This window comes from Arenibacter arenosicollis (assembly GCF_014397245.1).
Taxonomy (GTDB): domain Bacteria; phylum Bacteroidota; class Bacteroidia; order Flavobacteriales; family Flavobacteriaceae; genus Arenibacter; species Arenibacter arenosicollis.
Window position 1 is genome coordinate 47,100 of record NZ_JACLHY010000018.1, and the last position, 11,764, is coordinate 58,863.

The window sequence follows — 11,764 nt, forward strand, 5'->3', positions numbered from 1 at the left end:
ATTTTAACATTTTTGTTAAGGTTAGGTTAAACGTACAATCCGCTAAATGTTAAATTTATAATTTTGTTAATAAATGAATAAGAGGTTATTTGGTCTTTTGGTAGTCTTAATGAGCCTTTCCCTGATTGGGATCATCTTTGTTCAGAGCTATTGGATAAATAAGTCCGTAGAAGACAAGGAGGAACAATTTTCAAATACCGTCAACCAAATTTTAAGTAGGGTTGTAGAGAATATTGAAAAACGGGAAGTGCAGGATTATCTTAACGAGTTTTACAAGCTAAAGGATAGTATTGGTAAGCCAAAAGCTACACATCTTAAGAATTTCTTTTTTTTTGATCGCGATATCAATTCCAATGAAATACGGTTTTATACACACGGTATTTTGGAGGAGGATTACAATATGGCATCTACGTTCTTTGATATAGGCTTGGACACAACAACCTTTAGAAATATTACCAGTACTAGAAAAACCGAAATTTATAAAGAAGATTTTGGTCTGGACGGGAGGCAATATTCCTTGACACCGGTCCAAAAGCTCGAGAAAATCGGAGGTCTTTCATCTGTTGACAAAGCTGCATTGGACGATGTTTTTAGGGAACAGGCAAAATCCAGGTCTATCCACAAACGCGTATCCAAACAGGAAATAGAATTGTTCCTTGGCAGGGAACTTAAAAATAGGGGCATAGATATAGACTACGAATATGGAGTCTATAGCAAAGGACTGCCTACAAAAGTTAAGTCAAAAAAATTCAAGTTTACACAAACAACACTTTATAAGGCACCATTATTTAAGGATAGTGAGGGGAATACCAATTTTTCCTTATTACTCACTTTTCCTAAAAAGAAAAGGTTCCTAATTCAATCTATTCTTGGAATGGCAATTTTGTCATTGACATTTACCTTGGTAATTGTAGTGGCATATTCCAGTGCCATTTATCAGTTGATCAGACAAAAGCAGATTTCGGAGATAAAATCGGACTTCATAAATAATATGACGCATGAGTTTAAAACTCCGATTGCAACGATAAATTTAGCCGTGGAAGCTATAAAAAATCCTAAGATTATAGATGATAAGGAGAAGGTGCTGCGCTATTTGCAAATGATCCGGGATGAAAATAAAAGAATGCATGCGCAGGTGGAAAATGTGTTGCGAATATCAAAGTTGGAAAAAAACCAGCTAGATATTAGTAAGGATAGGGCAGATGTGCACGACATAATAGAGGATGCTATTACTCATGTAGAGTTAATTGTTGCGGATAGGGGAGGATATATAAAGCCCCATCTAAAAGCAGAACGTTCGGAAGTATTGGCCAATGAGATGCATTTTACCAATGTTATAGTGAATATATTGGATAATGCGGTGAAGTATTCGCCAGAGGTGCCAAAGATCGATGTTTTTACTGAAGTGGTCGGTAATTCTATCATTATTAAAATTCAGGATCAGGGCGCTGGAATGAGCAAAGTAGTACTTAAAAAGGTTTTTGAAAAGTTCTATAGAGAACACACAGGAGATATACACAATGTTAAGGGGCACGGGTTAGGGCTCGCTTACGTTAAAAAAATAGTTGACGATCACCAAGGTGAGGTTTATGCAGAAAGTGAAAAAGGTAAAGGAAGCACTTTCTATATAAAACTGCCTTTAATTTAAAACAATAATGGAAACAGCAGATAAGAAAATATTACTCGTAGAGGATGATCCCAATTTTGGTATTGTACTCAAAGATTACTTGGCAATGAACGATTTTGACGTTACGTTGGCAAAAAACGGAATGGAAGGATTTGAAAAATTTAAGAAAGACAATTTTGACGTCTGTATCTTGGATGTAATGATGCCTTACAAGGATGGTTTTACCCTTGCAAAGGAAATCAGGGAAAAGAACGAAAACGTACCAATCGTTTTTCTTACCGCCAAGACTATGAAAGAAGATGTACTTAAAGGATATAAGGCTGGCGCGGACGATTATTTGAATAAACCTTTTGATTCTGAAGTCTTACTGATGAAACTTAAAGCCATAATTCAAAGGAAGTCTTCCAATTCCCTTGCGGATAGTAAGCAATTTGAATTTACCATTGGTGGTTTTCAACTGAATTCCAAGCTCCGCTTCCTAAAATTTAAGGATGAAGAGGCTATTAAATTGTCTCCTAAGGAAAATGAGCTTCTTAGACTTTTGGCTTTGCATGAGAACGATTTAATGCCAAGGGAATTGGCCTTGACCAAAATTTGGAGGGATGATAATTATTTCACTTCTCGAAGTATGGACGTATATATTGCAAAATTGCGTAAATACCTTAAAAAAGATGAAAATGTGGAGATTTTAAATATCCACGGAGAAGGGTTTAGATTGGTGATTAAAACCGAATAAGCCTTTACTATATCAATATTTTAAAAACACCAAGGGAAACCTTGGTGTTTTTTATTCGTGGGACCCGCATTTCAAAGGCTGCAGTCTCATGGAAATACGACAATGGAAACATTCCCGCCTTTTTGGCGGGTTTTTCTGGTTTTATGCGCTTCTCCTTGGGTCTTCTTCCTTAAGTGCGCTTGGAGTGCCCTAGAGTTTAATTTCGTACAGCTTTGGTATATTCCCTTAATATTATATCTATAATTTCTTCGGGACTGGGCTCAATGGAAATTTTTATGGCCCTGCTAGGAGGTTCAAAGGTGTCCAGTTGGGACCGTAGTAAATCGGCGGGCATAAAGTGGTCCTTCCGTTTTTGTAATCGGTCCAATAACAATTCAAAAGAACCTTCCAGGGAGATCCATATTACCTTGTCCTCAATTTTGCTTTGCAGTAATTTCCTATAGGATTCCTTTAATGCGGAACAGACAATAACGGCGCCTTTCTCTTTGTTGTCAATGGCCAATTGGTTCAGCGTTAGCAGCCAGTCATGTCGGTCCTCGTCGGTCAAGGGATTTTTATTGGCCATTTTTTCTATATTGGATGCCGAGTGAAAATCGTCCCCATCATAAAAAGCTAGGTTTAATTTTTCCGCAAGTAACTTCCCGATGGTCGATTTACCGGTTCCGGAAACGCCAATTACAAAAAGAATATTTTTTTTACCGTCCGTCATTTGCTATTTCTTTCATGTTCAACTTTTTTTAGAAGTACTTCCAGGTCGTATTTATAGTCGACCCACAGGATATCCTCTTTTTTTCGCAACCATGTTAATTGACGTTTTGCAAACCTTCTGGTGTTTTTCTTTATTTCGGCAATAGCGGTATCCAAATCGTATTCTCCGTCATAATAACTAAATAGTTCCCTATAACCTACGGTTTGCAGTGCATTTAGGTTCTGTTGTCTTTTTAAGGATTGTACCTCTTCCAACAATCCTTGTTCCAACATTATATCTACTCTCTGGTTTATACGGTCGTAGATAGTCTTCCTTTCCGCAGTAATGCCTAGGGTTATCGTGTTGAAATTTCTATCCGCTTTTTTCTGGTTGAGGAAAGAGCTGTAGGGGAGGCCAGAGCCAATACAAACTTCCAGAGCTCTAATTAGCCTATGTGGGTTGTTTAGGTCCACTTTATTGTAATATTCCCTATCCAAAGATTTAAGTTTCTCCTGAAGGCTTAAAATACCTTCATTTATCAAAGTGCTGTTTAACGTTTCACGCACTTCCGGGTCTATTGTGGGGAAATTATCCAGTCCGTATTTAATGGCATCAACGTACAATCCGCTACCACCCACCATTACAACTATATCGTGTTGGGTGAAGAGTGTTTCCAGCTTTGTAATAGCCTCCCGTTCAAAATCCCCAACGGTATATTCGTCAAATATACTTTTGTGTTGAATAAAATGATGTGGAACTGCAGCCAATTCGTCTGGGGATGGAACCGCGGTTCCAATAGACATTTCTTTGTAAAACTGACGTGAATCGGCGGAAATGATCTCGGTATTGTAATGTTTGGCAATGGCAATGGCCAAGGATGTTTTTCCGATTGCAGTTGGTCCAACAACGGTAATAAGAGATTTTTCCTTCATTAATCTTCACTTAATCTATGTCCGCATTGCCTGCAGTAATGGGCATCTACGCGCATAATCTCCGTGCCACAGTCCGGGCAGGCTTTTCCGGGATTTTCAGTAGTCTTTTTAGATATTCCTGAAGCATATTCGGCAGAGACAATACCCGTGGGTACTGCAATTACCCCATAACCAATAATCATAATTACTGTAGCGAGAAATTGTCCCAAGGGGGTTTCAGGGGAGATATCCCCATATCCAACGGTAGTTAGGGTAACAATGGTCCAATAAACGCTGTGGGGGATACTGGTGAAGCCGTGGGAGGGCCCTTCAACGATATACATTACTGTTCCCAATAAAACGGATATGATTATGATAAAGAAAACGAAAACAAATATTTTAGTTCTGCTGGCATGCAGTGCCCTGACCAGGTTGTTGGACTCCCCTACAAAGCGCACCAACTTTAATATTCTAAAAACCCTTAATAGTCTTAAAATCCGAAAAGCCGTAAGGTATTGCGAACCAATCAGAAATAGCGAAAGGTATTTGGGAATAGTGGATAGTAGATCAACAATACCAAAGAAACTAAAAATATACTTTTTGGGCCGGTTGATGGAAACTATTCTCAAAATGTATTCAATGGAAAAAAGTATTGTGACCGTCCATTCCGAATAGTTTAAAAATTTATGGTGCTTTTCATCGAAGGTAGGTATGCTCTCGAGCATTACGATTATTACACTATAGACGATTACTACAAGTAATATGATGTCGAAAAATTTTCCAGCGGGAGTATGGGTCCCGTAAATTATTTCGTGAATCTTATGTCTCCAACTTTTGTTAACTTTCAAAGTTTAGTGTTTTAGTTCTAGAATTTTTAAGACCTTTTTTTTTCTTAGATAGGAAGAAATGATGTGGGTCGTGTTTTCATTTCCTTCCATAGGTGTTATTATGGATTCCAAGATATGAATATTATTTATCTGATGGTTTAAATTAAAATATCCAAAGCCTTTAAAAACACCGTCTTTGATTTCGATTCCGCAACGTTCGCCAATTTCCCTACCCTTGTCCATGATCAGAATGCTCTTTTTTGAAAAACTGTATTTTTCAATTGCCTGCCTGGCTCTTTCATTATAGGCTTCTGTAGGCTCTTGTTTAATGCAGCCTCCAAGGCAACTGTTGTCCTCGTAATGGGAACAGTGCGTTTTTGCTTGAGAGAGCCCATTTATTTTATTGCACAATTGAAACTCCTCTCTAATTTTATGTAGAAAATTCTCGGCACCTTGAAGGCTGTTGAAAGTGGCCACCGGTCTTTTTTTAGGGTCAATGGTCTCTGCGGTCAGTGCAATATATCCATTCCCGTCAACAGATTGGTATAGTCCATGGGAAAATAGCCTTCTTTTGTAATAGGAATTGTATTTGGGCTTGTTCCGTAATAATTCCGCATTTTCCTTTAATAGGGCTGCCAATTCATTGCCTGTCTTTTCATAAGAAACCCGTTTAGTCTCTTTTTGAATTTTTCTGGCCTTTGGACTATTATTGGTAAAATGCTGATTTACCCTTTTTTTTATGTTGCTGCTTTTGCCCAATAAAATAATATCTCCATCCTTATTGTGTAAATAATAGACTCCTGTTTCCGAAGGTAATTCGTCTACCATATCCAGCTGTCTGGGCGATAGTTCACCTTGCGTTTCACTTCTTAAAACACTTCTAACAATGGTTTTATCCAGGTCTTTTGAAAGTAATAGTTTAAATAGCTGTAAAGTTGCAAGTGCATCCCCATTAGCTCTATGGCGATCACTTACGGGGATTCCCAAGGAACGAACCAATTTGCCAAGACTGTAGGATTCGGCATCAGGTAGTAATTGCTTGGCGAGTTCAACGGTGCATAGTGTCTTGCGTTCAAAATTAAATCCCAACCGCCTGAATTCGGTTCGCAATATGCGGTAGTCGAACTGGGCGTTATGGGCTACAATTACAGCATCTTCCGTAATTTCGACTATGCGCTTGGCTACCTCATAAAATTTCGGAGCTGTACGTAACATATTATTGTTAATGCCCGTAAGATTGACTACAAATGGCTGAATTTCCTTTTCCGGGTTTACCAGGCTGATAAATTGATCCACCACTTTATGCCCGTCAAACCTGTGGATAGCAATTTCAGTAACCCCCTCTTCATTGTATTTTCCTCCTGTGGTTTCAATATCTAATATGACGTACATGTATTATTTCTAATTCGGATTGGTAAACAAAGATACATATTCTGTTGTCAAAGAAATAGCAAGATTAGCGGCTAATTTCTGGCTCCAAAAATGCTACTTCCAACTCGTATCATAGTACTTCCTTCCGCTATGGCAATCTCGTAATCGCCACTCATTCCCATGGATAGTTCCGATAGATCCGGGAGTACTGTTTTGGTCTTTTCAAACAAACTTTTAAGCTGTTTAAATTCTTTTCTAATTTGCGGGATGTCATTAGTAAATGTCGCCATCCCCATTAAACCAACTATCTTTATGTTAGCTAGTTGTTGAATGTCATTTGAGGTAATTATTTCATTCAACTCATTCTCATCAAAACCAAATTTGGTGTCTTCCTCGGCGATGTGAATTTGTAGCAGGCAGGGTATGATGCGTTGGTGCTTTTTGGCCTGTTTATTTATTTCCTTCAGCAGCTTTAGGGTGTCCACCCCATGGATCAAGGATACATACTCGGCCATATACTTAACTTTATTGCGCTGTATATGACCAATCATATGCCATTGTATATCCTTAGGAAGAATTTCCCATTTCTGCGTCATTTCCTGAATTTTGTTTTCACCAAAAATTCTTTGTCCTGCCTCATAGGCATCCATAATGTCGGCTAGAGGTTTGGTTTTGGAAACCGCTACCAGTTTAACGTGGGACGGAAGCGATTCCTTGATTTTCTTTAAATTTTCTTTAATGGACATTCACTTATTTTTTTGCTTTAATCTTTTGTGGGGCATTTTAAACGATAAAACTTATAATTTAAATGTAACGACTCAATTAACTGCTAGTTAAACTGTTTGGAAACCGTTTCGGCTTTTCGGGATTGGGAATAATCATAAAACCCTTCACCGGATTTAACACCTAATTTTCCTGCCGTTACCATATTTACCAATAAGGGGCAAGGAGCATATTTAGGATTTTTAAATCCGTCATACATTACATTTAGGATGGACAGACAGATATCCAAACCAATAAAATCTGCCAGTTGTAAGGGACCCATTGGGTGTGCCATACCCAATTTCATGACGGTATCTATTTCAGCAACCCCGGCAACCTTATTGTACAGGGTTTCTATGGCTTCATTGATCATTGGCATTAATATGCGGTTGGCTACAAAACCCGGGTAGTCATTAACTTCTGTAGGGGTTTTTCCAAGGTCTATGGAAAGGTCCATTATAATCTTTGTCACGGCATCTGAAGTGCTGTAACCACGGATAACTTCTACCAACTGCATAATGGGTACGGGATTCATAAAATGCATTCCAATTACCTTATCGGCCCTATTGGTGGCGGCTGCTATCTGTGTTATGGAAATGGATGAGGTGTTGGTTGCCAAAATGGTGCCCGATTCGCAGATGGTATCCAATTCTTTGAAAATTTTAAGCTTTAGGGCCCTGTTTTCCGTGGCGGCCTCTATTACCAGGTCGGCTTTTTTGACCCCATCAGCTAGGTTGGTATAGGAAGTTATGATTTCCAAGGTGGATTTCTTGTCATTCTCGGTGATGAGCTCTTTGGCTACCATTCGATCTAGGTTTTTACCAATGGTGGCCAAGCCTTTGTCCAAAGAATCTTGGGAGATATCTATAAGGTTTGTTTTGTATCCATTTTGTGCAAATACATGTGCAATACCATTGCCCATTGTTCCTGCTCCTATGACTGCTATGTTTTTCATTGGTATGTGTTTTTACCTAGGATTTTATCCTTTATTGCTTACTAGCGCTCCTTGTTTTATAACAATTAACCTGTGTTTCTATTTCTTTTGAAATGATTTAATGACTTCCAAGGCAACCCTTAATGCGCGGGTGCCTTGTTCCAAGGTTACTACGGGGACGGTATTGTGGTTTATTGCATCGGCAAAGGTTTCCAGTTCGTCAAGAATAGCATTGTTTGAAGCTATGTCGGGGTTTTCAAAATAAATCTGTTTTTTTACGCCTTCGGCATTCTGCAAGATCATATCAAAATCTCCTGGTTTTTCCGGGGCGTCCTTCATTTTGACCACTTCCACTTTTTTCTCCAGAAAATCCACTGCGATATATGCATCCCTTTGGAAAAAACGGGACTTGCGCATGTTTTTCAAGGAAATTCTACTTGCTGTAAGGTTGGCTACACAGCCATTTTCAAACTCGATTCTGGCATTTGCAATATCCGGGGAATTACTGATAACCGATACACCGCTGGCGTTAATTTGTTTAACCTCGGACTTTACCACACTAAGTATGGCATCGATATCATGGATCATCAAATCCAGAACAACTGGTACATCTGTGCCTCTTGGGTTAAATTCTGCCAATCTATGGGTTTCAATGAACATAGGGTTATTAATGTTCTCTTTTACCGCCATAAAAGCAGGATTAAATCTCTCCACATGGCCAACCTGTCCTTTTACCTGATATTTTTTCTCCAACAGCAACAATTCGTCAGCTTCTTCAATTGTATTGGTGATGGGTTTCTCAATGAATACATGTTTACCTTTTTTCATAGCCTTTTTGGCGCAATCAAAGTGGGAAAGGGTAGGGGTAACAATATCTATGACATCAACCGCATCTATTAGTTTGTTGATGTTTTCGTAAAAAGTATATCCGAATTCCGCTTCCACCTTTTTGCCATTGATAACATCCGGGTCGTAAAATCCTACTAAATTGTATTTTTGGGACTCATTGAGTAATCTAAGATGAATTTTTCCTAAATGTCCTGCTCCGAGGACGCCAACATTAAGCATATTTATTTATTTTCTTCAAAAATAAGGATAGTTTGCAAGTTTAAGGGCTTAAAAATTAAAAGTTAGGTTTTGTACACCTTCTTTTATGTGATCGTATATTTCAAAGGAAATTGATGAAAAATTATTCGGGGACAATGGCACTTTGGTTTGGTAAATTAAAAATAAATCTGGGTTTAAATTAACAGCAGATAGCAGAATAAGTTAGATTGCAGTATGTAATTTATCCAATTTTTCCATTTTAAGTTTTTCGTTTTTTTAACTTTACAGACCAAAACCAATCAATTGAAAGATACATTAAAACATCGGGGAATGCGCAACAAATTGGCGGACATTCTTGCAGAAAAGGGAATTGCCGATAATGCCGTCCTAAATGCCATCCGCGAAGTGCCCAGACACCTGTTTTTGGATAGTAGTTTTGAAGACCACGCTTACCAGGATAAAGCTTTTCCAATTGGAGCGGAGCAAACTATCTCCCAGCCCTATACAGTGGCCTTCCAGTCAGAACTTTTACAGGTAAAACCAAATCATAAAATCTTGGAAATAGGGACGGGTAGTGGGTACCAAACCGCGGTTTTGTTAAAGCTTATGGCCAAAGTATACACCATTGAGCGCCAATTGGAGCTATTTAAAAAGACGAATCTCTTTTTTAAAAAAATGGGGTATAGACCCAAAAAAGTAATTTTCGGGGATGGCTATAAGGGGTTGCCAGAAGAGGCGCCTTTTGATAGTATCATAGTAACTGCCGGGGCTCCATTTGTGCCCAATCCTTTGTTGGCGCAACTTAAGGTTGGAGGCAGGTTGGTGATACCTGTGGGGCTGGATGAACAAATAATGACTTTGTTTGTTAGGAAGTCGGCCAAGGAATTTGAGAAAAAGGAATTGGGATCTTTTAGATTTGTGCCCTTGTTGGAGGATAAAAATTAGTTAAATTACTAATTATTAAAACTTTTTTTAATTCTGTCCAGGTTTTTCTTGTTGTCACGGTCCTTGATGGATTCGCGCTTATCATAAAGTTTTTTACCCTTTGCCAGTGCTATGTTTATTTTGGCCAAACCCCTGTCATTCAGGAAAAGGTTTAAAGGGATTATGGTAAGGCCCGAATTTTTTACTTCTTTTTCCAGTTTTTTAAGCTCACCACGGTTCAATAAAAGTTTTCGTTCTGCTTTTGGCAAATGGTTATAATGGGTTCCATGGGAATATTCATCAACCTGCATGTTAATGACAAATAATTCGCCTAGATCATTAAATTCACAAAAACTTTCCGAAATGGAAGCCTTACTCTCCCGAATCGATTTAATTTCGGTTCCGGATAAAACTATACCTGCTGTATAGGTGTCCAACAACTCGTAATCGAACCTAGCCCTTTTATTTTTTATGTTTATTTTTTTCTGCATATGTTTGACAAAAATAACAACAATTATCCGATTGGCAATTAACGCTTACACAGAGATTTTGCGTTTGTGATCGGATACATGGTTGATTTTTTGTAATGAATGTAACCTCTTTGCGATTAATCTTAAAAATTATTGAGATGAGAATAGTATACCCTTTGGTTTTGATTTTATTAATTATTTCGTGTAAGGAGAAAACGAAAACTTCTATAACTGCCCAGGAAATAGTTGATAGGTCAATTTTGGCAAGTGGCGGGGAATTGTATAGAACCAGTGATATTACTTATAAATTCAGGGATTTTCAATATGCTTCTGAATGGAATGGGGGCAGTAGAATCTTAAAACGTATTAAGCTCACGGATTCTATAAAGGTGTTGGATGTAAAAAGTACCCATGGTTTAAAGCGATTCATTAATGATAGTTTGGTGCCATTAAAGGATTCGATAGCCAATGTGTACGCAAACTCGGTGAATTCGGTACATTATTTTGCATACTTACCATTTGGATTGAATGATCCTGCAGTTAACAAGGAGTTGTTGGGGGAAGTTGCTATAAACGGCAAAGAGTACTATAAGCTAAAGGTTACCTTTGATCAGAAAGGTGGTGGGGATGATTATGATGATGTTTATTTGTATTGGTTTAACAAGGAGACTTTTAAGCCCGATTACCTGGCTTATGAATTTCATGTGGATGGCGGTGGAATCCGTTTTAGAGCGGCTTATAATGAACGCTATATAAGGGGTATCCGTTTTGTTGATTATGAGAACTTTGAAGCATCCCCCGAAGATGCAACAATATATGAGGTTGATAGTCTTTATGGACGGGGCCAATTAAAACTATTGTCAAAAATAGAGTTGAAGGATATTTCTGTTGTGGCGTCCGATTAATCCATTTTTAATCTTATATCGGTAGCTTTTCCATTTATGATCCGCACAATAAAAAGACTACTGTTGTCATAATCATCCATGTGTTCATATTTTTCTTCTCCCAACATAAGATTTACAAATTCCGGAGTGGTATTACTGTGGCCAACGATAAGAACGTTTTTACCTAGGTTCTCTTTTTTAAATTCTTCTATTATGATTGCTTTGGGGTCATAATATTGTGGGGTAATTTCTTTCTTTATGGATGTGGGTGCAGCAGTCATTGCGGTTCTTTCAAAATCCGTGATATAAATGGCATCTAGTGCTACAGGGTCAAAAACCTCAGCCCAACGGATGGCCCGTCCCAACCCATCTTGATTCAATTCTGGATCTATATTTTCCGGATCACTACGATCTTTTTCGGCATGTCTTATGAAATAAAAGGTGGAAATATATTCTTCTGCATTTTCCAAGGGTAACTTTGGTTCGTCCTTACAGGCCATATTCCCAAACGTTAATGCTAGAATTAATAGCAGTTTTATATTTTTCATGGTCAATTCTATTTTTGGTAAATGATTATTCTAGT

Annotated in this window: 13 protein-coding genes; 4 read left to right on the top strand and 9 right to left on the bottom strand. The window is 38.2% G+C overall.

Annotated elements, in window-relative coordinates:
- Nucleotides 1–73: 73 nt before the first annotated feature.
- Nucleotides 74–1,648, top strand: a complete 1,575-nt coding sequence (locus H4O18_RS15835) for a sensor histidine kinase (RefSeq protein ID WP_187586319.1) — start codon at nucleotides 74–76, stop codon at nucleotides 1,646–1,648.
- A 7-nt stretch (nucleotides 1,649–1,655) separates the two neighbouring features.
- A complete protein-coding gene (locus H4O18_RS15840; protein ID WP_187586321.1) occupies nucleotides 1,656–2,363 on the top strand; it encodes a response regulator transcription factor in 708 nt (235 codons plus the stop codon).
- Between the two features lie 196 nt (nucleotides 2,364–2,559).
- On the opposite strand, the gene H4O18_RS15845 is transcribed toward H4O18_RS15840, so the two are convergent.
- From H4O18_RS15845 to H4O18_RS15875, 7 genes are all read right to left on the bottom strand, one after another.
- Nucleotides 2,560–3,072 (bottom strand): gluconokinase, encoded by a 513-nt coding sequence (locus H4O18_RS15845; RefSeq protein WP_187586323.1) that lies wholly within the window; start codon nucleotides 3,070–3,072, stop codon nucleotides 2,560–2,562.
- Nucleotides 3,069–3,983, bottom strand: a complete 915-nt coding sequence (gene miaA / locus H4O18_RS15850) for a tRNA (adenosine(37)-N6)-dimethylallyltransferase MiaA (protein ID WP_187586324.1) — start codon at nucleotides 3,981–3,983, stop codon at nucleotides 3,069–3,071. Before miaA ends, H4O18_RS15845 begins: the two co-directional genes overlap by 4 nt.
- Nucleotides 3,983–4,810: an ion transporter gene (locus tag H4O18_RS15855; protein ID WP_187586326.1), complete on the bottom strand. Its 828-nt coding sequence runs from the start codon at nucleotides 4,808–4,810 to the stop codon at nucleotides 3,983–3,985. Before H4O18_RS15855 ends, miaA begins: the two co-directional genes overlap by 1 nt.
- A gap of 3 nt (nucleotides 4,811–4,813) precedes the next feature.
- A complete protein-coding gene (locus H4O18_RS15860; protein ID WP_187586328.1) occupies nucleotides 4,814–6,181 on the bottom strand; it encodes an exonuclease domain-containing protein in 1,368 nt (455 codons plus the stop codon).
- Between the two features lie 71 nt (nucleotides 6,182–6,252).
- Nucleotides 6,253–6,906, bottom strand: coding sequence for a YggS family pyridoxal phosphate-dependent enzyme (locus tag H4O18_RS15865; protein ID WP_187586330.1), 654 nt, complete (start codon nucleotides 6,904–6,906; stop codon nucleotides 6,253–6,255).
- A gap of 83 nt (nucleotides 6,907–6,989) precedes the next feature.
- Complete coding sequence (locus H4O18_RS15870) at nucleotides 6,990–7,877, bottom strand: 3-hydroxybutyryl-CoA dehydrogenase (RefSeq protein ID WP_187586332.1); 888 nt, start codon at nucleotides 7,875–7,877, stop codon at nucleotides 6,990–6,992.
- Between the two features lie 78 nt (nucleotides 7,878–7,955).
- Nucleotides 7,956–8,924 carry a Gfo/Idh/MocA family protein gene (locus H4O18_RS15875; protein ID WP_187586334.1) on the bottom strand — a complete coding sequence of 323 codons (969 nt, stop codon included), beginning with the start codon at nucleotides 8,922–8,924 and terminating at the stop codon, nucleotides 7,956–7,958.
- A 282-nt stretch (nucleotides 8,925–9,206) separates the two neighbouring features.
- On the opposite strand from H4O18_RS15875, the gene H4O18_RS15880 reads away from it, so the two are divergent.
- Nucleotides 9,207–9,848 (top strand): protein-L-isoaspartate(D-aspartate) O-methyltransferase, encoded by a 642-nt coding sequence (locus H4O18_RS15880; RefSeq protein WP_187586336.1) that lies wholly within the window; start codon nucleotides 9,207–9,209, stop codon nucleotides 9,846–9,848.
- An 8-nt stretch (nucleotides 9,849–9,856) separates the two neighbouring features.
- On the opposite strand, the gene smpB is transcribed toward H4O18_RS15880, so the two are convergent.
- On the bottom strand, nucleotides 9,857–10,318 hold the full coding sequence (gene smpB / locus H4O18_RS15885) for an SsrA-binding protein SmpB (protein WP_187586338.1): 462 nt from the start codon (nucleotides 10,316–10,318) through the stop codon (nucleotides 9,857–9,859).
- Nucleotides 10,319–10,455: 137 nt separating this feature from the next.
- Here smpB and H4O18_RS15890 point away from each other — a divergent pair, with 137 nt between their 5' ends.
- The gene (locus tag H4O18_RS15890; protein WP_187586340.1) at nucleotides 10,456–11,202 is read left to right on the top strand and encodes a DUF6503 family protein; all 747 of its coding nucleotides are present in this window, start codon (nucleotides 10,456–10,458) and stop codon (nucleotides 11,200–11,202) included.
- Here H4O18_RS15890 and H4O18_RS15895 read toward each other — a convergent pair.
- A complete protein-coding gene (locus tag H4O18_RS15895) occupies nucleotides 11,199–11,729 on the bottom strand; it encodes a SixA phosphatase family protein (RefSeq protein WP_187586342.1) in 531 nt (176 codons plus the stop codon). The genes H4O18_RS15890 and H4O18_RS15895 overlap by 4 nt on opposite strands.
- Nucleotides 11,730–11,764: the final 35 nt, after the last annotated feature.